Here is a 20885-nt window from a genome sequence, read left to right on the forward strand (position 1 = left end):
CTTCACCCGTCATTGCGAGCGTAGCGACGCAATCCAGAGCCGGACCAGGACGCCCTGGATTGCTTCGCTACGCTCGCAATGACGGTGGATGGTCCGAACTCATGTCCTCACACCTAAAGCGGCGGGCGCGCGATGTCGAAGGCGACCGTCAGCCGCTCGCCGGCCGCGAACGGATGCGTGCGGTGCCACATAAAGGAGGGGAACAGCACCAGCCGCCCCGGCTGCGGCGCGATCGTCTGCCAGGGCGGGAGCGTGTCGCCGAGCAGCGTCGGGGCGTCGCCGAGGCTGAGCCAGCCCGCCTGCGGCGGCTCCCCCGGCTGCGCGTCGGGGAGCGCGATGTAACAGGCCGAGCTGATCCAGCCCGCCGGATGGACGTGATCGACATGATGCCCGCGATCGGTGAGCCGCACCGACCACGACCCGGCGAAGCGCAGCGCGTCGCGACGCGGCGCGAGCAGCGGATGCGCGGGGTCGGGAGCGGGCAGATCGGCGACATAGCGCGCGACCGCCGCGCGCACCGCGTCGCGCAGCCGTACGATCGCCGGGTCCTGTCGCGCGAACAACGGGCCGTCGGTCTGCGTCCCGCCGCGCAGCGACTGGTCGAGCGGCGCGGCGATCGTGCGGTGGAGCGTGCGCAGCGTCGCGGCGAGGTCGTCGATCGGGCCGAGCTGCGCGGTGAGATCGAAGACGCGCACGAATGCCTCGCCCCGCTCCAGCCAGTCGCTGCGCGGGTCGCCGGTCAGCCGCCACGCCAGCGCGGCGAGCGGCCACAGATCATGTGTCTCATGCGTCAGCCGTCCTTCGAGCGCGGCGCGCGCGGCGTCGGCGCGGTGCGCGCGCAACAGATGGCGGACGTAGCCGGCGAGCGCCTCGACATCGGCGATCGGAAGATGCGGCCGGTACAGGCGGTCGGCCGCGGCGAGCGCGCCATCCTCGGAAAAGGTGCCGGCTTCGAGCAGGTCGAGCGTGCGGCTTACGCCGACCGCGGCGCGCGCCTGCGCGACGATGCGGCGCGCCGCCTCGGTCTGTCCGGCACGCGCGACGGTCGCGGCATGGTCGCGCCACAGCAACCCGTCACGCGGGCGCGTCGCGAGCGCCGTCGCATAGCTGTCGGCGTAATCGCGACGGTCGCCGGCCTGCCAGCGCAACCGCGCAAGCGTGGCGTGGCCGTCGTACCAGCCGGGGTGCTGGCGGAGCACGTCGGCGAGAAACGTGGTGGCGACATCGGCCTGCCCCGCGGCGACCAACGCGGCCGCGCGGCCGAGCATCACCCCGGCGTCGAGCGGCGCAAGCGCGAGCGCATGGTCGAACAGCGCGACCGCGGGGTTGCCGGCCTCGAGCGTGATACGTGCGAGCGTGTGCGTGATCAGCGCGTCATCGGGGGCGAGCGTCGCGGCGCGGCGCGCGGCGGCGAGCGCGGCAGCGTGGTCCTGCGCGGCGCGTTGCGCGGCAGCGAGCAATTGCCACAGCGCGGCGTCCTCGGGGGTGCGGTCGATGGCGGCAGTCAGCGCGGCGATCACGTCGGCCTCGCGCCACGTCGCGACGGCGCGCGCGACCTGCGGGGCGAAGGCGGCGGTGGTGGGTGGAGGGGAGGACATGGTTTCGATCCGGCTTCGACAACAGGTTGATCGGTCCGTTCCGTCGCCCCGGCCTTGAGCCGAGGATCCGCTTCATCTTGGCGACCGAGAGAAGGAGCGGGATCCCGGATCAGGTCCGGGATGACGGGGTGGTGTTTGCCTCCGAGCCAACGGGAACGAAGCGCAACGCCCATCGCCGGCGTCCCCCACCTGGGCCCCGGCCTTCGCCGGGGAACGGCAGGGTCGGGTTCGGGCCGGGTGGATCGAACTCGGGATCGTGTCGATCTCACCATCCGTCATTGCGAGCGTAGCGAACAATGACGATCAGCGGTGTCCCCGCGCCCCCCAACCAAAAAGGGGCGGGTCCGTGTGGACCCGCCCCTCCCTGTTTCGGCGCTGCGAGACCCTTACAGGTTCAGCGTCACGCCCGCGTAGATGTAACGGCCGAGCGCGTCGTAGACGCCCGGGAAGGTGTTGCCGTTACAGACGACGCCCGGGCACGCCTGCGAACCCGTCAGCGGCGGCTCGCGGTCGAGCAGGTTGTTCGCGCCGAGGCGGAACGTGTACGCGTCGTTGACACGGAACGTCATCGCCAGGTCGAAGTAGCTCTGCACGCCCAGCTCGGCGAGACCCGGACGGGCGACGCCACCCGGGGCCGGGCCGCTGGCGCCGCCGTTGTTGAGGTTGGTGTTCGGATCGGTCGCGTCGATCTTCACGTTACCGAAGTAGCGCCACCGCACCGACATCCCGACGCCCGACGGCGAGCTGAAGCTCACGCGCGCGTTGTGGCGCCATTCCGGGGTCGGCTGGAGACAGGTGGTGCCGAACAGGCCGACGCAGTCGTACGAACCGCTGACGCCCGTGTCGGTGACCAGACGGTCGAGCCACGTGCCGTTGAAGTTGAAGCCCAGCGAGCCCAGCCCACCCAGCGGGTAGGAATAGCTGGCGCCGACGTCGATGCCGCGCGTCGCCAGACCACCGATGTTGCGGGTGGTGTTGGTGACATAGCCCTGCGGCGTCAGCCACAGCGAGCCCGCCGCGTCACGATTGACCAGACCGCAGAACTCGGTGTTGAGCGTCGTGTTGCAGGCGTTGAGGATCGTGTCGGTGCCGATCGTGGTGACCGCACCCTTCACCTTGATGTCGAAGAAGTCGACGGTCAGCGCGAAGCGCGGCAGGAACCGCGGCTGAAGCACGACACCCGCGGTGTAGGTGTCCGCGACTTCCGGCACCAGGTTCTGGTTGCCGCCGATCAGGCCGTTATACTGGCTCGACGGGTTCTCGGCGACGGTCTGACCGACGCGCAGGCCCTGCAACAGACAGCCCTGGTCCGCCGCGGTCAGCTCGCGGCCCGCGCACGGATCGCTGTTGCCGACCAGCGCGACGCGCTGCGGTGCGAACAGATCCTGGACGGTCGGTGCGCGAACGGCGCGGTTGTAGCCGCCGCGGAAGCGGATGTCGCGGATCGGGGCGAATTCACCCTCGAGCTTGTAGGTGTCGGTCGAGAAGCCGCGGCCCGCCGAGGTCTTGTACGACGAGTAGCGATAGCCGCCGGTGAACGACAGGTTGTAGATGAAGCTGTCGAACACGACCGGCACGCGAAGCTCGCCGAACACTTCCTTGACGTTGAACGAACCCGAGACCGGGAGCGTCGCCGCGCCCTGGCCCGACAGGTCGCCGGTCTGGAAGGCGATGTCGGTCTTCAGGTCGAGCGCTTCCTTACGATATTCGGCGCCGATCGCGAGGCCGAGGCCCTCGTTCGCCCACGGGCTCTTGATCCCGTATTCGCCGAGCTGGCCCGAGAAGCTGGCCGAGGCCACCTGCTCGCTGACGACGCCGCGCTGGAAGCCCGGGGTCGAGAGATAGGCGACCGCTGCCGGCGTCACGCTGTTGAGCGAGAAGACGTTGTAGGGAACGCAGTTGGGATCCTCACCGGTCAGCACCGAGCGGCAGACGGGCGCGCCGCCGTTCGGGTTCGACACGACGTCGAGCGCACGGCCGAGGCGCGTGATCGAGAAGTCATTGGCATAGGTCTCGGCGTAGTTCGTACGGCCGTACTGATAGTAAGCGTCATACGACCAGGCGCTGCCCAGATCGCCGCGCGAACCGAGCACGCCACGGAAGCTGGTGTGCTGCAGATCGTCCTGACGCGGGCCGCCCTCGACGTTGCGACGGAAGACCTGCAGGTAGCCGCGGTTGTACGGCTGGCCGGTGACGGGGTCGAAGAAGCTCGCCGCCGTGGTGTCGTTATACACGCTCGGATTGTAGATCGCCTGGCCGACGACGCGCTGGCCGGTCAGCTGGTTGGCGGCGTTGTTCGCGACGAGCAGATTGTCACGACGGCAGACGAACGCCTGCTGCGCGGCGCCCAGCAGCGGGTTGTCGCAGTTGATCGAGGTGGTGTTGCCGAAATTGCCCGACGGCGCGATCTGCGCGACGGTGCGGTCGTCCATGAACATGAACTCGGCGTACGGCTTGATCGCGTTCGACACTTCGTAGTTCGCGAAGAAGCCGGCGGTGTAGCGCTCGTCGGGGCGCTGGTAATAGTTCAGCGGGTTGAAGTTGAACGGCGTGCGGCCCGACACGAACGCCCCGCCCTGGCCGGGCTGGAAGAAGGTCGAGGTGAAGTCCGCACCGGTGCCGTCGAACGCGACGAACGAGCCCTGCGGCGAGGTCGCCGAACCGGCGCAGGCATAGGGCCGGCCGGTGCTCTGCACCACCGAGGCGGTGTTCGCGCTCAGCGAGCACGACGAATAGTCGCGGTTCGCCTGGAGCACGGGGTTGATCTTGCGATAGCCGGCGTAGGCAGTGATGTGGCCGCGACCGTCGTCGAAGCTGGTGCCGAACGCCGCGGTGACGTCGATCGTGCCGCCGTCGGTGCTCATGCCGCTCGGATAGCCGGCCGGCGCGCCGTAGGGCGAGCTGCTGTTCAGCGCCGGCAGGATGCCGCCGCCACCACGGTTGTTGTGGTTGAACATCGAATACTGACCGTCGAGGCGGAAGCCCTCGAAGTCGGTGTCCATGACGAAGTTGACGACGCCGGTGACCGCGTCGGCACCGTACACCGACGAGGCGCCGCCGGTCAGCACGTCGACGCGCTTGATGATCGCGGCGGGGATGACGTTGATGTCGACCGCGGCCGAGGTGGGATCGCCCGGAACGACGCGACGGCCGTTGACCAGCACCAGGTTGCGCTCGGCACCCAGGCCGCGCAGGTTGATGGTGGCGATACCGCTCGAACCGTTCGAGATGTTGCCGCTCTGCCCGGCGAACGCCTGCGGCAGCGAGTTGATGAGGTCTTCGGTACGCGTCGTGCCGGTCAGCTTGAACTCTTCGCTGTTGACGACGGTGACCGGGCTGGTCGCCTCGAGGTTCGGCGAGCGGATGCGCGAACCGGTGACGACGATGTCGCCGCCCTGTGCGGCCTTGTTGTCACCATCGGCGTTCGCGACCGGTGCCTGACCCTCGAGCGGACCCGCGCTGGCGCCGGTCGGATCGTTCGCGACCTGTGCCGCGGCGGGCAGGCTGCCCAGCATCGCGCCGGCAACGATCGTGCTGGCGAGCAGTCGACGCCTCATCGAAATCGTCTTCATAAGACCCCCATTTTGGAATAGCCGTGTTCTATCGCGCCTTTATTTGGCAGCGCTTGTGTCGACGCTACGAACGGCGGAAATGATGGGCAATCTCAACTGGTGTAGAATGCAACGAAATTTTGCATCTGTTGCAGCAGAGTTACACTTTCAGGCCGATCATGAGGGAAAAATGAGCAAACCGTTGATCGCCGTGCCTGTTTTTGGCGCAGTCCTGCTGGCGTGCCTGTCCGGCGCGGCGACGGCAGACCCTTCGTCGCCCGATCGCAGCGGGGTCGCCGACGCGGTGATCCGGTGCCGTACGATCGCGAACGACAAGGAGCGGCTGAAGTGTTTCGACGCCGCGGCCGGCGCGTTCGACGGCGCGATCGCCGCGCGACAGGTGGTGGTGGTCGACCGCGCCACGGTCGAGGCCGAGCGCCGCGCGCGGTTCGGCGAGCGCCGCCGCGCCGCCGATCTGCCGTCGCTGCAGGATGCCGACGGCAACAAGCTCGACACGCTGACCGGCAAGCTGGCGCAGGCCGCGCGGACCGGCGACGGCAATTGGAGCTTCACGCTGGCGGACGGGTCGCGCTGGCTCCAGACCGACGGTCAGGCGTTCGCGGTCGCCCCGCGCGCCGGCGAGACCGTGGTCGTCAAGCGCGCCGCGCTGGGCAGCTACAAGCTGACGGTCGGCCGCCAGCCCGGCGTGCGCGTGCGACGCCGGGCGTAACGCCCCCTACTCCCCGCTCGCCGCACCCGCCTGCTGCGCCTCGGCGAGCGTGGTCAGCTTGACGAATTCCTGCCGCCAGTAATCGCGCGGGCTACCGGCCAGCCGGCGCGCGTCGGCGTAGGTGAAGCGGCCGAGATAGGTGTCGCCGCGCAGCTTCTGGCCATAGGCCGCGACCGCGGCGGCAAAGGCCAGGTCGCCGGTCGGCGCGCGCGCCGCGGCGAGCGCGCTGGCCGGGATCGCGCGGGTCAGCTCGCGCGAGGTGGTGCCGTCGGGCAGCTTGTAGCGCAGCCTGACGAAGCACGCCTCAGCCCCGCGCGGCGCGACGGCGGGCGGGCGATTGGCGGCGTAGCGGCGCGCGGGCGTCCAGCCGGGCGAGCCCGCCGGCACGACCTCGTACAGCGCGGTCACCTGATGCCCCGCCCCCATGTCGCCGGCATCGACCGCGTCGTTGGTGAAATCCTCCTCGCGCAGCGCGCGGTTCTCGTAGCCGATCAGGCGATATTGGCTGATCCGCGCCGGATCGAATTCGACCTGCACCTTCACGTCCTTGGCGATCGTGACCAATGTCGCGGCCATTTCCTCGCCCAGCACCTTCTGCGCCTCCATCGCGCTGTCGATATAGGCGTAATTGCCGTTCCCGACGTCGGCGATCCGCTCCATCATCGCATCGTTGTAATTGCCCGCGCCGAAGCCGAGCGTGGTGAGCGTGATGCCGTCGTCGCGGTTGCGCTTGACGAGTTGTTCCAGCGCCTTGGTGTTGCTCACCCCGACGTTGAAGTCGCCGTCGGTGGCGAGGATGATGCGGTTGACCGCGCCCTTGCGGAAATGCGCGCGCGCGGTGGCATAGGCCAGTTCGATCCCCTGCCCGCCCGCGGTCGATCCGCCTGCGTCGAGGCACGCCAGCGCGGCGCCGACATATTTCTTCTGCGCGGTCGGCTCCAGCACGATCCCGGCACTGCCGGCATAAGCGACGATCGCGACGCGGTCGTCGGGGCGCAGCCGATCGGCGAGCCCGCGCAGCGCGGTCTTGACCAGCGGCAGCTTGTCGGGCCTGGCCATCGACCCCGAGGTGTCGACGAGGAAGACGAGATTGACCGGCGGGCGCGTCGCCGCCGCCACGTCATAGCCGCGCAGCCCGATGCGGATCAGCCGCGTCGCTGGGTTCCACGGCGTGACCGCGACATCGGTGGCGATGCTGAACGGCTGCGCGCGGTCCGCCGGGCGCGGGTAATCGTAGCGGAAATAGTTGAGCAGTTCCTCGGTGCGCACCGCCTCGGGCGGGACCGGCTGCCCCGTGTTCAGGAAGCGGCGGATATTGGCGTAGAAGCCGGTGTCGACATCGACCGAGAAGGTCGAGACCGGGGTGGTCGCGGTGTCGGTGATCGTCGCGACCGGGCGGCCGTCGTAGCGCTCGGTATTGTCGGGCGCGCCATAGGGGGCGGTCGATGCGGTGGTGCGCTGCGACACGCGCGGGGCGGGCGGCGCGGGCGGCGCGACGCTCGGCGTGGCGCTGAAGAACGGTGCCGGGGTGGGGAGGCTTTGCACCGACACCGGCGGAGGGGGCGGTGGTGGTGGTGGTGGTGGTGGTGGCAGGGGGCGCCGGGTGCCGGCATCGGAACCCCCGCCGTGGGTTGGTAAAGGCTTTCGGGTGGCGCCGCCTTGCAGCGCACCGGAGAACCCTCATCCACCACGGCGCGCGGCGCGGCGCCGGGCGGCGGGGCGTTCGACAACAAGGCGGGCGCGATCAACAGCGCGGTGACACGACGGGCGAACATGGCGACTCCCCTTTGCGAGGACCTTGGCTGCCCTCGTCGCGGATCAGTCTAGGCGTGCCTTGTGACGTTTCACCAGTGGTTATGGGAGGGTGAGCGACGTTCGATCCCGGAGCGATGACCGTGATTTCCGTCGCCCCGGATGACGCAGGTGAGCGATCGATGTCGATCCGCGCAGCATTGCCCGCCCGCACCTCGCCTTGTAGCGAGCCCCGATGCACGCCCTCCCCGCCCCGCCTGGTTGATCGGCGCGCTGGCGCTGCTGCTCGGCGGCTGCGGCGGGCGCTATCGGGCGGTCAGCGATACGCCGGTGACGATCGGGCGGCCCTATGTGGTGCGCGGGGTCAGCTATGTCCCGGCCGCCGCGCCCGATTACGACATGCTGGGGCGCGCGAGCTGGTACGGCGGCGAGAGCGGCAACCGCACCGCGCGCGGCGAGAAGTTCCGCCCCGGCTGGATCACCGCCGCGCACGCCACGCTGCCGCTGCCGAGCTATGTCGAGGTGACGTCGCTCGATACCGGCCGCGTGATCGTGGTGCGCGTCAACGATCGCGGACCGTTCGCGCGCGGGCGGATCATCGACCTGTCGAAAGGCGCGGCGCAGGCGCTGGGGCTGCGCGACGCCGGGCATGGCGCGGTGCGGGTGCGCATCGTCCAGCCGGACGAGCGCGACCGCGAACGGCTGCGCCACGGCAAGCCCGCCGCGGCGCGCCCGGACGCCGATCCGCAGGCGCTGGCGTTCTGGCGGTCGCAGCTGGCCGCGTCGGGGATGTAGGCGCGGGGGACGGCCCGTCAGCCGTCAGTCGCCTGCTCCGCTTCGCCTTCCCCGCGCAGCGGCGGCGCGTCCACCGAGGGCACCGTCGCGATCGGCGCGACGGGCGCCTTCGTGGCGGGCCGCTCGCCGCCGCCCGTGGCGAACGTTCCTTCGACGCGCGCGCTCTGTTCGACCGTCAGCGTCTCGTAATGCGCGTCGCCGACGAAATGCGCGCTGCGCTGGATGACGAGGCTGTCGACGACGATGCTGCCACGCACCGTGCCGGCCAGATGGGCGGATTGCGCGACGATCGTGCCGACCATCTCGCTGGCGGCGCCTTGCACCAGCGCGAGGCAACTGACGTCCCCGCGGACCTGGCCGTCGATGTGCAGGTCGGCCGAGGCGGAGATGTCGCCCGTGATGACGACATCGGCACCGATCATCGAAAAGGTCGCATTCTTGCTCATCGCTTCACTCGCTGGCTTCGCTGGGGCGGATATCCTTGCCGGTGCCGGCGGCCGTGGCGGGGCCGACGGCGGGGCTGACGATCGTCGACGAAACATGGCTGCGCGCCTCCAGGAAGGGACGGGGATCGGTGGGATGGCCGTTGATCCGCACCTCGAAATGCAGGTGGGGGCCGGTCGAGCGGCCGGTGGAGCCGATCGCGCCGATGACCTGCCCCGCCGCGACCTGCTGGCCGACCCGGCTGCGGAACGCGGACATGTGCGCGTAGCGGGTGAAGAGGCCGGGACCATGCGTCACCTCGACGCAATTGCCATAGCCGGAGCGTTGCCCGACGAAGCTGACGGTGCCGCGCGCCGCGGCATAGATCCCCGCGCCGAGCGGGCCGCGGAAATCCAGACCGGGATGGAAGGATCCGTGGCGGGTGAACGGGTCGGCGCGATAGCCGAACCCGCTCGAGATCGACTCCCCGCCGGCGGGCAGGACCTGCGGCATCCGGGAGATCGCACGATCCAGCGCGCTCATCCGCGCCAGGCTGGCGCCGAGCCGGGCGAAGCGCGGGTCGATCGCGCCATCGGCCTCGGTGGACAATGCCAGCAGCGGGCCGCCCATCGCGGCCTCGCCCGCCGACCCGCCGCCTAGCGCGCCCAGCATCATCCCCGGATCGACGCCCAGCCGCCGCATCATCGCCAGTCCACGCGCGCTGCGACGATCGGCATAGCGCGTCAGCCTTTCGACGAACGCCAGCTGGCGCCCCTCCATCCGCGCCAGAGCTCCCGCCTCCGGCACGGCGGCGTTGACCTTGTCGATCGTCCGGGCCGCTTCGCTGCGGCTGTCGGTAACCGTTTCGTCGTCCTTGCCGTCTTCGGGCAGCACACCGAGATGCGCCTGCGTGACCTTCTCGATGAAATCCTGCCGCCGTTTCAGGTCGGCGGTCACGTCGTCGAGGTTCCGGCGATAGGCGGCGACGCGGCTCTCCGCCTTTTCCACCCGCGCCTGACGACCGAGCAGCGCGGTTGCGTCGCGGGACTCATGCCAACGGATCAGCGCGAAGGTAGTGATCGACCCGACATAGACCAGCGCCAGCACCAGCGCGCCGGCCGCGGCCCGCTTCTGCGTGCGCGCCGGGAGCCGGAGAAAACGGACCTGCCCCTGCGCACGCATGATGAACTCGCGGTCGGGGAACCAGCGGTCGATCCGCGCGCGGGTCGCGGCCAGCCGCTCGCGCACGCGCAGGCACACGAAGCGCAGCCTCGACGGCGGCCGGTCCGGCTTGCTCGACACGATCCCGCTTCCGCTATCCCTGCCGATCCATGTTCATGGATGGCGTGGAGCGTTACGATGACAGGCGCGCGGCAAGATCAGCCGAAGAGCCTCGGTGCGCGGCACAACCCCTTGAAGAACATCGCCAAGAATTACCCCCTGCGCGCCAAGCATCGGGGAGATCCTGCAACGCCGCCTCTTCTGGCAGGCGTGTCTCCGCAGTCGATTGTTCCCGGCATCGGCGCCGAGATGTTAGTCGTCGAGGGATGGAAGAGACAATGATATTCTACTTCATTCCACGAACCGATGGGAATGCCGTGTTTATTTAATCGGCTTCCGGGTGCCGGGGCTTACCCGCCAAACGAAAAACGGTGCGGGAAGCCGCGCTTCCCGCACCGTCCGATTCGTCCCGCCGGGTGCGGGCGTCGCCGCCCGCGCCCGTCCGCCGTCACCCGAAGATGATGTCGCTCACGACGATCTTGAGGTTGGTCTGGATCGAGAAGTCGGCGATGCCGTCGCCGTTCACGTCGCCTTCCAGATAGTTGAGGCCATCGATCCGTACCGTGTGCAGCTCGCCCGCGGTCTTGGTGAACGCACCGTCCCCGAGCCAGGTGAACGGATCGACCGCGCCGCCGGTCTTCGCATCCAGCTGGCTGAGGTCGATCTTGTCGACGCCGCGCGCGAAGTCGCGGATCGTGTCCTTCACGCCGAGGTTGACGAAGCGGAAGACGTCCGCGCCGGTGCCGCCGACATACAGGTTGTTGCCGGCCCCGCCGATCAGCACGTCGTTGCCGTCGCCGCCCAGCAACGTGTCGTTGCCCGCGCCGCCGAACAGCACGTCGTCGTCGACGACGCCTTCGAGGATGTCGTCGCCGTCGCCGCCGTACAGCGTGTCGCTGCCGCGCCCGCCGACCAGGCGATCGGCGCCGGTGCCGCCGTCGAGCAGGTCGTTGCCGTCATGCCCGTAGATGAGGTCGTCGCCCGCGCCGCCGAAGACCGTGTCGTCGCCGCCGTTGGCGTACAGGATGTCGTTGCCGGCATTGCCGGTCAGCGTGTCGGCGTTGTTCGAGCCGTAGAGCACGTCATTACCGGAGCCGCCCTCCAGCGCCTCGATGCTGACGAACTTGTCGCCCTTCGCATCGCCGACGCTGCCCGAATTCGACAGCAGCGACGCGGTGACGCCGGTGGTGGAGGTGCGATAGCTGACGGTGTCGAACCCGCCGTTGCCGTTCAGCAGATCGGCGCCCGCGCCGCCGATCAGCGTATTCGCGCCATTGTCGCCGGTCAGCGTGTCGTTGCCGCGGCCACCCTCGATCCCCTCGAAATTGAGGTAGATGTCACCGCGCGCATCGCCGACGGTACCGCGCCCGGTGAGCAGCGAGACCGTGACCGCCGCGGTGGAATCGCGGTAGCTGACGATATCGATCCCTGCGCCGCCGTTGAGGCGGTTGGCGACGCTGTTGCCGATGATCGTGTCGTTGCCGCTGCCGCCGATCGCATTCTCGATCGTCGCGCCATATGCGATGCCGACATTGTCGGTCAGTGCCAGGTTGCGCTGCCCGCTGATGAGCTGCGCATAGAGCGCGTCGTAGCTGGCGCGCGGGATCGGCGGATAGCCGAGCGCGGCGCGGTTGGCATTGACCTGCTCGAACGACAGCCGCTCGCGCACTTCCTCGATCGTCACGCCGCCGATGCTGCTGAGCGAGCCGGGGTTGAGGTTGATCTCCTGATTGGTGCGATAGCCCGAGGCATCGAGCGTGTCGTTGCCGCCGGCATCCCAGATCGTCACGATCGGCGCCTTGTTGACCGTGAAGTCGAACACCGTCTTGCCGGCGGTCGAGTTGAAGCCATAGACGGTGTCGCCGGTGCGCGTCGTGGTGTCGACGCCGTACATCTTCTGCACCGCCAGGATGTCGTGGATCATCGGCGTGCCACCATAGGCGAAGGCCATGGTGTTCCAGTCGATGTCACCCGCACCGATCGCGCCCGGGTTCCAGTACGACATGATCGTGTAGTTGCGCGCGTCCTGGTAATATTCCGCACCATTGGCGTAATTGACCGCGAAGCCGGGGCCGAAATTGTAATTGCCCGGGTGCGACAGGCCGATCGCATGGCCGATCTCGTGCGTCAGCGTGTTGAGGCCGTAGCCGCCGGGGGTCAGCTGGAAATTGCTCGCCTGGCTGGCCGATACCCAGACGTCGCCGACGATCCGCTCGGCATCGCCGTTGACGACGGGGTCATCCGACACGGTGCCGAACGGCAGCCGCGCATAGGCCTGCGTGTCCGGCGCGCTCGCCAGATTGCCGAAGTTGATGTCGGCCTGGTACGCATTGACCTCGCGGAACGAGATGTCGACGACATCGTCCCAGAAGCTGATCGCGAGCCGCGCGGCGTCGCGCTGCGCGCCGTTGAAGGCGGCGAAGTTGAAATATTCGTCGAGATATTCGACGTTGCCTTCATAGCGATACGAATAGCCGCTCGCCGCGAGCTGCTCCTGCGAGAAATGGAAGCCGAACGTCACCTCGCGCAGGTTGCTGTCGCCCTGCCGCGCCGGATCCGGCCCGCCGATCCAGCTCGCGCCCGAGCGGTTGAGATAATCGGCGATCTGGTCCGCCGACCAGATCGGCTTGCCGTTCGCGGCGGTGGTGCCGGCGAGATAATCGACCGATCCCTGCTCGGCGCTCAGCTTCAGCCCCGACAGCGGATCGACGAAGCCGACGTCCTTCTGCACGCCGCCGGTGCACGCCGGGCAGGTGCAGGCGACGTCCTTGAGCACGCTGTTCTGGTGCTCGCTGTGCTGGATCAATTGCTCGATCTCGGCGGTGTTTCCGATCGCCATGGCTTCGATTCCCCTCTTTTCATTCTCAACGGTGATGATCTGGTGGTGTCGCGCGCCGCGCTACGATCGCGGCGGCGCGCCGGGCAGCGTTCGCCCGCGGCGGACCGCGCCGGCCTGCCACGGCAGCGTATCGGCGAGCAGCGCGACGACCGCGCGGTCGAGCGCCGCGGCATCCCCGGCCGCGACGATGCGCGGCGCGGCGGCGAAGAACTGGCCGGCGTCGGTGCTGTTGCGGAACGGGCGGAGCGTCAGCGCGATCGCGTCCGTGCCGTTCACGGGCGCGACGGTCGCCTGCACCAGCAAGGTCACGCGCCCGGCCGCGAGCGCTGCGCCGCCCAGCGGGGTGGCGGCGACGGGCACCGGCGCGCCCTTCGCCGCCTGCTTCGTGAACGCCGCGCACAGCCGGTCGTGGAGCGCGCCGCTATCGATCCCGCGCGGGGTATGGACGAGGCAGGTGACGCCGAGCGCGGTCATGTCCTGCCAGATCGCCGCCGGGCTGGCGGGGGCAGGCGCAGGCGCGGTGCCTGGCCGATCGGGGGCGGCGGGCTGGTCGGGGATACGGGCGCCGGCGTCGACCGCGAGCAACGCCAGCGACGACGCCGCTGCGATCCCTGCCCCCGACCGATATCCTGCCGCCACTCCCGTCTCCTCCGAGGAAGTTTCGTCGGAGACTGTCTTGTCAGTGAGTTAGCGTCAATGGGGATTTAACTAAGATGTCATCGATAGATCATTTTCCCGACAACTGGTTCTTTGCCGCCACGGATCACCTGCAGAGCCAGTTTGATGAAACGGAGATGGAATGATCTGGACGAAATTTGACGCACCCCTAGACAAAGGGCGTGCGTCGGGGGTCGTGCGCACGGGGGAAGATGATAATGGCAGGTCAGCGTTCGGTGCAGTTGCGCCGGTGGTCGCTCGCGCTCGGTTCGAGCATCGCGGCGATGGGGTTCGCGTCAACAGCGCAGGCGCAATGTTCACCCGATCCGACTGTTGCCAGCAGCACGACCACCTGCACCGGAACCGATGCCAACGGACTTGCCGTCACCAGCGACAACACCCGCGTCATCGTCTCGCAGAATGCGACCGTCACAGCCGGGTCCGCCGCAGCAGCGATCTCCACGACGGGCTGGGCGACCAGAATCTCCGTCGACGGGATCGTCGACGGCGCCGGCAAGACCGGCATCCTCGTCACCAACAACCCCGCTTATTACGGGCGGTGCCCCGATGATCCCTATGCCGGCGCATCGGTTCCGATCACCTATTGCCCGCCGGGCAGCTTTCAGATGGTCTATCCGTCCAGCTCGGCGACGATCGAGATCGCGGCCGGTGCGACCGTCACCGGGACGCAGGCATTGCTGCTACAGCGCAATTCCGCGAACCGGAGCGGAGCGGTAAGCGCGAACCTGTTCAATGCGGGCACGATGACCGGCACCGCGGGTCCCGCGATCGTGGTCGATACCGGCAACAGCTTCTATTCGGTTGCCGTCTCCAATCTGGCGACCGGTACGATCGCGGGCGTTCGCGGCGCGATCGAGCAAGTCACCAACGCCGGCGCCATCACCGCAAGCAACGGCGTGGCGATCAGGACGACGGCACAGCGCGCGTTGTTCACCAATACCGGCCAGATCACTGCGACGGGCGGCAGCGCGATCGACGTCGATGGCACGCTGGTACTGACAAACAGCGGAACGATTTCGGGCGCGGTGACCGCGCGCGGCGGCACCAACACGCTGGGCAGCTTGATCGATACCCTGTCCGGCACCCTTGACGGCAATCTGACGCTGGGTTCGGGCGACGACGTCCTCCTCGCCCGCTATGACAACGGCCGGCTGGTGACCGGGATCACCGGCACGATCGATGGCGGCGCCGGGATCGATACGCTCCGCACCCGCTTCACCGGCGACGCGACCCTCGGCACCGTCGTGCTGCCGACCGGCTTCGAACGATTAGGCCTGGTCACCTCGACCGGCGGTACGGTGACGCTGAACAGCACGTTCGGCGGCATCTCGGGCTTGCTGCAGATCGGGGGTGGCGGCACCGTCGTCAACGACGGTACGCTGCGTGGCAGCGCGCCGATCGTGTCGGACACGTTCGACGGCAACGGTTCGGTCGCGTTCGTGAACGCCGGAACGATCGACGCGACCGGCGGCGACATCGCCGCCTACGCGGTAACGTTGAACTGGGCGCGCACGTTCGACAATTCGGGCACGGTCACCTCGGCGGTCAACGGCGTGTCGCAGAACAGCGGCACGTTCAATAACAGCGGCACGATCACCGCAGCCGGCACCGCGGTCAATTTCTCGGGCGGCCGCTTCACCAACGACAATGCGATCACCTCGACCGCAGGGATCGGTGCGAGCGTTTCCTCCTATACCGGCGCCGTCACCAACAACGGCACCATCACCGGCGTCACGGCCGGCGTTCGGCTGTACAGCAACCTGACGAACACCGGTACGATCATCGGCACGAACGCCGGCTTGATCCTGGGCTCCGGCGGCACGCTCGACAATCGCGCCGGCGCGATCGTCCGCGGCGATATCGTCCCGCAGGTGCAGCAGTTCTTCAAGGTCAGCAACGCGACCGTTATCAACGCCGGCACGATCGACGGCAACGTCCGCTTCGACGGATCGAGCGACTTCAGCTATTCGAACAATCGCTATTTCGCGGTCGCCGGCGGCGTGCTGAACGGCAATCTGACGCTGGGCAGCGGCAACACGCTGATCACCGAATATGCCAACACCGGCTCCGGCCAGTTCGCCGGGATCACCGGCACCGTCACCGCGACCGATGCCGCCCTGCTCTACCGCGTGCGCAACAACACCAGCATCGCCAGTGCGTCGATCGCCGGCTTCTCCTCGATCGGCTACGACCTGTACGACGATGTCGCGCTCACGCTGACCGGCGCGACCGCGCCGGTGGCGCTGGCCGGAACCGGTATCGTCGACGTGACCGGCGACATCGCTGCGACCACGCGCAGCGCGATCCTGGTCACGAGCCTGACGTCCGACCCGGGCGATACTGCCGCAACGCCCACGAACAAGCTCACGGTCACCAGCCGCGGCGCATTGACGCTGGACTATACCACCACCAGCAGCGCATTCAGCGCGGTCTCGGTAGGCGACGGCACCACCTTCACCAACGTAGGAACGATCACGGTCCGCAACCTGAGCGGCAACACGTTCAACCGGCCTTATGCCATTTCCGCCACGACGATCGTGAACGACGGCACGATCACCCTGGACGGCGCGACCGGGATCGGAGCGCTCGACGTCACCAACCGCGGCACGATCGCCCAGGTCGTCGGCGGGGCGGCGAGCCGTGGCCTCTACACCTGGAGCAGCGCCCTGCGGCTTACCAACAGCGGCACGATCGACGTCGGCGGCGATGCGGTGGTCGGCGGTTATGGCATGAACGTCGACAACAGCGGGCGGATCGCCAGCAGCGAAGGCCTCGCGATCGGCGTCGAAACGTATGGAAGCGCGACGATCGTCAACCGCGCCGGCGCGACGATCGCCGGTAACGGCGACGCGATCCGCGTCAGTGGCGGCACGCTCGACAATGCCGGCACGATCACCGGCAACGTCAACCTGGGCTATAGCTGGAGCGGGCTGTCGTACAACGGAGCCGTCTACACCGCACGGGGCGGAACGATCACCGGCAACCTGCTGTTCGGCGACGGTGACGACACGCTGGTCGCCTATGACGACGTCATCGGAGTGAGCGGTACGATCGACGGCGGTGCTGGCACCAACACCTATGTCCATGCCCGTACCGCCAGTGGTACCGTGACGCTGGGTGGCGCCTTGCCGACACGCTTCACTGTCGAAGGCGTGCGCGCGGGGAACGCCGATACGCAAGTGACGATCGCGGCCACAGCCCCCGTGACGACCGCGGTGAGCCTGTCGGGCGCCGGCAGCGTCATCAACACCGCGACGATCAGCGGATCGGTGCTGACCGACAACAATCCATGGGGTTACGGGACGGTGGCCGGCGCGCCGATCCTGGCGTCCTTCACCAACCAGGGGCAGGTGAACGGCGGCTTTAGCGGCAGCGTCGCCCGCTTCGTCAACGCCGCGACCGGCACCCTGACGGCCCAGGGTTCCATGGGAGCGGCGGTGCGGATCTCGCAGGCCGATGCGATCGACTTCACCAATGCCGGGACGATCGACCTTGGCAGCGGCGATGCCGGGGTGCTTCTATATTCCGACAGCGCCGTGACCGCCGTCAACGATGGTACGATCGTCGGCAGGCTGGCCTCGTCCGTGCAGAACCGTACCGATGTGGTCGCCACCCAGCCGATGACGGTATCGTTGATCAACCGCGGAACGATCAGCAGCAACGGCGGCAATACCGCGGTCGAGCTGGACGCGATCGACGATGCCGGCGGAGCGTCGTCGATCGCGCTCGACAATCGCGGCACGATCGCGACGACCGGAAAGGGCGGCAACGCCGTCTATCTCGAGACCTATGGCGCTAATGGCAACGGGGCAACGTCGGGCGGCACCCGGCAAGTCACCGTCACCAACAGCGGCACGATCCGCGCCAATGACGGCGGCGAGCAAGCGACTTACACCTATCCGGTCTTCGATCCGAACACCGGCCAGTTCAAGAACGAGACGTACACCTATTTCAACATCGCAACCGCATTGACGGCGACTGCGGACGCCGGGCATCCGATCACCCTCGTCAACACCGCGACCGGCACGATCGAGGCGAAGGGCGACCTGTCGACCGCCATCATGGCTTATGGCCGGCTCGATCTTACCAACGCAGGTACGATCGCGGGCACGAACGGCTACACGGCTTATGGCGAACCCAACCCCGGCGCGATCGGCAGCGTCGATTATGACGACCGCATCGTCAACACCGGCACGATCATCGGCTCCATCGCGACCGGTGCCGGTGCCGATCGCGTCGAGAATTACGGCACGATCACCGGCGACGTGTTCCTGGGCGACGGCGACGACACGTTCCTGCATCGCACGTCGGCGACGCTGACCGGCACCGTCGACGGCGGCAACGGCATCGACAGCCTGATCGTCGACGCAACCGGGGGCGGCACGGTGCGCGCCAGCCAGTTCATCAACTTCGAGCGCTTCAGCCAGATCGGCAACGGTGCGGTCGATTATGTCGGCGCGTTCAGCACCGCGACGATCGGCGTCAGCGGCGGCACGATCACGGTCGCCGCGGGCGAGACGCTGAGCAGCGCCGGCGCGATCACGATCACCGGCAGCGACGGCGCTGAGACGATCGACAATGCCGGAACGATCGCCGGGTCGGTCGACCTCGGCGCGGGGAACGACACCTATGTCGATCGCGCGGGCAGCCGCGTCCTCGGCACGCTCGACGGCGGCGCAGGGATCGACACCTATCGCGTCGCCTTGTCGGGCGATCGCAGCGGGATCGGCGCGCGCACCGGCTTCGAGCAGCTCGCGGTCACCGGCACCGGCACCGGCACGCTGGCGCTGACGCTCGACCAAAGCTTCGACAATGTCGCGCTGGCGGGCACCGGGCTGGCGCTGACGCTGAACGGCAACACCGTCGGCACGGTAACCGGCAGCGACGCGGCGGAGACGTTCAGCGCCGATGGCGATGTCGCGCGCGTCGCACTGGGCGGCGGCAACGACACGCTGGCGCTCGGCACCGCGACCGCGGCGGGCAGCTATGACGGCGGTGCGGGTAACAACACGCTGCGCTTCACCGCCGCTGCGCCGGTGACGCTCGCGGGCAGCGCGCGCGGGTTCGAGACGATCGCACTGGCCGGCAATGCGCTGACCGTCACCGGCACACTGGGCACGGCAGGCGAGACCGCGACGCTGGGCGACGGCGCGCAAACGCTGACGCTCGCCAATGGCGGAACGATCGCCGGGACGATCGACCTCGGCGCGGGGAACGACCGCTTCAACCTCGCTCCCGGCGGCACGCTGGCCGGCGTGATCGCGGGTGGCGATGGCAACGATCTCGCCACCGTCACGCTGGCGGGCGACCGCACGCTGGCGGCGGCGCTGACCGGGTTCGAGACGCTGGCGAGCACCGGAGCCGGAACACTGACACTGACCGGCACGCAAAGCTATGGCCAGGTGCTGGCGGGCACCGACCTGGCGATCGCGAGCAATGGGTCGCTGACCACCGGAACGGTGCGGATGGGCGGCGGCAACGAGCGGCTGACGATCGCAGGCGGCTTCGCGGGCGCGGTCGACGGCGGCGCGGGCAACGACACGATCGCGGTGTCGGGCGGCAATGCCAGCGCGCCGGTCGCCTTCACCAACGTCAGCAACGTCGAGGCGTTCGGGATGAGCGCGGGCTTTGCGACCGTCTCGGGCACGGCCGCGCTCGGCACCGTGACGCTGAGCGGCGGACGGCTCGTCGGGCTCGCCAATTCGACGCTCAGCGCGAGCCGCTTCGACGTCGGCGCGGGCGCGACCTTCGGCTCGGCGGGCACCGTCAACGGCAACGTCAATGTCGCGGGCATCCTCAGCCCGGGTGCGTCGCCGGGGGTGATGACCGTCAACGGCAACGTCGCGCTCGCCAGCGGGTCGCGCGCGCTGTTCGAGCTGACCCCGACGATCTCCGACAAACTGGTCGTCAACGGCGCGCTGTCGATCGCCAGCGGCACCACGCTGGAGATCGTGCCGGTCGGCACGTTGCGCGCCGGCACCAGCTACGACCTGATCACCGCCAGCGGCGGGATCACCGGCGGCTTCACGACCGTGTCGAAGCCGGCATCGCTGTTCGGGGTGATCGTCCAGCGCGCCGACCGCATCCAGTTGCTTGGTCAATTCCTGACCGACGCGCGCTTCTCGCCGCAGGTGGCGCGCAGCATCGCTTATGCCAATGCGACCTTGGCGGTGCAGCCGGCGACGAGCACGCTGTTCGACAGCCTGCCTGCTTTGGTCGAGGCATCGGGCGCGTCGAACGCGCGTGGCTTCGCACAGCTGACGCCGGAAGCCTATGCCTCGGCGACGCAGCTCGGCGTCGACCATGCGCTGTCGCTGACCCAGGTGGCGCGCGGCACCGGCTTCGCGACCGATCGCGAGGACGCAGGCGCGTTCACCTTCGCGCAGACCATCGGCCAGTGGCACACGCTGCAGGGCGATGCCGCGCAAGGCAGCAACGCCGCGCGTGCGCAGAGCTACGGCTTCCTCGGCGGGATCGGCTATGGCGACCGGACGTGGATGGTCGGCGCTTTCGCGGGCTATCTTAACGGGCGGCAGCAGATCGGCGCACTGGGCGCACGCACCCGCGCCGATGGCGCGGTGGGCGGCATCCACGCGCGCTATGGCGTGGACAGCGGCTGGGGCGTCAGCGCCTCGGTATTGTACGACGGCGGAACGGCGCGCACCGATCGCGCGCTGCCGGGCACGACCGCGGTGAGCGGGCGCTACGATCTGCACAGCTGGGTCAGCGATCTGGCGGCAAGCTACGGGCTCGACGCCGGTGATGGCTGGTCGCTGCGCCCGCGCGTCGGCGTGACCTATATCCGCACCACCCGCGCGGGCGTCGCGGAGGAGGGCCGCAGCCCGTTCGCGCTGCAGGTCGCGCGCGACCGGCATGTCGCGGGCTTTGCCGATGCCGGCGTGACGCTGGCGCGCAGCGAGGCGTCGGACGCACCGTTCCGGCCGTTCGTGACGCTCGGCGCGCGCTACCAGATCGAGGGGCAGCGCGCCGACGCACTGGCGGGCTATGCCGGGGGCGGGCTCGGGCTGACCGCGGTCGGCGCGGCGCGGACCGAATTGGTCGGCACCGCAGCCGGCGGGGTCGGCTATCGCCTGCCGAGCGGGCTCGACCTGTTCGCCTCCGCCTCGGCACAGACCGGGCGCGACGACCATCAGGAGACGATCAGCGCCGGCGTGCGGCTGCGCTTCTGATCGTGACCCCGGGGGCGGCCGGTGCCGCCCCCGCCCCTCATGCATCCC

The 20885-nt window shown here is 68.9% G+C and carries 11 protein-coding genes; 4 read left to right on the forward strand and 7 right to left on the reverse strand.

All coding sequences use genetic code 11. The features are described from left to right. Nucleotides 1-113: 113 nt before the first annotated feature. A complete protein-coding gene (locus QP166_RS18720) occupies nt 114-1598 on the reverse strand; it encodes a putative 2OG-Fe(II) oxygenase (RefSeq protein ID WP_333917453.1) in 1485 nt (494 codons plus the stop codon). 386 nt (nt 1599-1984) lie between these two features. Beyond that, nucleotides 1985-5155, reverse strand: coding sequence for a TonB-dependent receptor domain-containing protein (locus tag QP166_RS18725; RefSeq protein WP_333917454.1), 3171 nt, complete (start codon nt 5153-5155; stop codon nt 1985-1987). 184 nt (nt 5156-5339) lie between these two features. Here QP166_RS18725 and QP166_RS18730 point away from each other — a divergent pair, with 184 nt between their 5' ends. Beyond that, complete coding sequence (locus QP166_RS18730) at nt 5340-5879, forward strand: hypothetical protein (protein WP_333917455.1); 540 nt, start codon at nt 5340-5342, stop codon at nt 5877-5879. A 6-nt stretch (nt 5880-5885) separates the two neighbouring features. On the opposite strand, the gene QP166_RS18735 is transcribed toward QP166_RS18730, so the two are convergent. Further along, nucleotides 5886-7424, reverse strand: a complete 1539-nt coding sequence (locus QP166_RS18735) for a vWA domain-containing protein (protein ID WP_333917456.1) — start codon at nt 7422-7424, stop codon at nt 5886-5888. 468 nt (nt 7425-7892) lie between these two features. Between QP166_RS18735 and QP166_RS18740 the strand changes: the two genes are divergently transcribed. Then, entirely contained in the window at nt 7893-8426 is a 534-nt protein-coding gene (locus QP166_RS18740) for a septal ring lytic transglycosylase RlpA family protein (protein WP_333917457.1), read from the forward strand. 17 nt (nt 8427-8443) lie between these two features. On the opposite strand, the gene QP166_RS18745 is transcribed toward QP166_RS18740, so the two are convergent. Then, entirely contained in the window at nt 8444-8872 is a 429-nt protein-coding gene (locus QP166_RS18745; protein WP_333917458.1) for a bactofilin family protein, read from the reverse strand. Between the two features lie 4 nt (nt 8873-8876). After that, nucleotides 8877-10151, reverse strand: a complete 1275-nt coding sequence (locus QP166_RS18750; RefSeq protein WP_333917459.1) for a M23 family metallopeptidase — start codon at nt 10149-10151, stop codon at nt 8877-8879. A gap of 57 nt (nt 10152-10208) precedes the next feature. Here QP166_RS18750 and QP166_RS18755 point away from each other — a divergent pair, with 57 nt between their 5' ends. After that, nucleotides 10209-10412 carry a hypothetical protein gene (locus QP166_RS18755; protein WP_333917460.1) on the forward strand — a complete coding sequence of 68 codons (204 nt, stop codon included), beginning with the start codon at nt 10209-10211 and terminating at the stop codon, nt 10410-10412. 166 nt (nt 10413-10578) lie between these two features. Here QP166_RS18755 and QP166_RS18760 read toward each other — a convergent pair whose 3' ends face one another. Together QP166_RS18760 and QP166_RS18765 are read right to left on the reverse strand one after the other, a co-directional pair. Further along, complete coding sequence (locus QP166_RS18760; RefSeq protein WP_333917461.1) at nt 10579-12969, reverse strand: M10 family metallopeptidase C-terminal domain-containing protein; 2391 nt, start codon at nt 12967-12969, stop codon at nt 10579-10581. Between the two features lie 60 nt (nt 12970-13029). Continuing rightward, a complete protein-coding gene (locus QP166_RS18765) occupies nt 13030-13608 on the reverse strand; it encodes a hypothetical protein (RefSeq protein WP_333917462.1) in 579 nt (192 codons plus the stop codon). Nucleotides 13609-13844: 236 nt separating this feature from the next. Between QP166_RS18765 and QP166_RS18770 the strand changes: the two genes are divergently transcribed. Continuing rightward, nucleotides 13845-20837: an autotransporter outer membrane beta-barrel domain-containing protein gene (locus QP166_RS18770; protein WP_333917463.1), complete on the forward strand. Its 6993-nt coding sequence runs from the start codon at nt 13845-13847 to the stop codon at nt 20835-20837. Nucleotides 20838-20885: the final 48 nt, after the last annotated feature.

The sequence above is a fragment of the Sphingomonas sp. LR60 genome, assembly GCF_036855935.1.
Taxonomy (GTDB): domain Bacteria; phylum Pseudomonadota; class Alphaproteobacteria; order Sphingomonadales; family Sphingomonadaceae; genus Sphingomonas.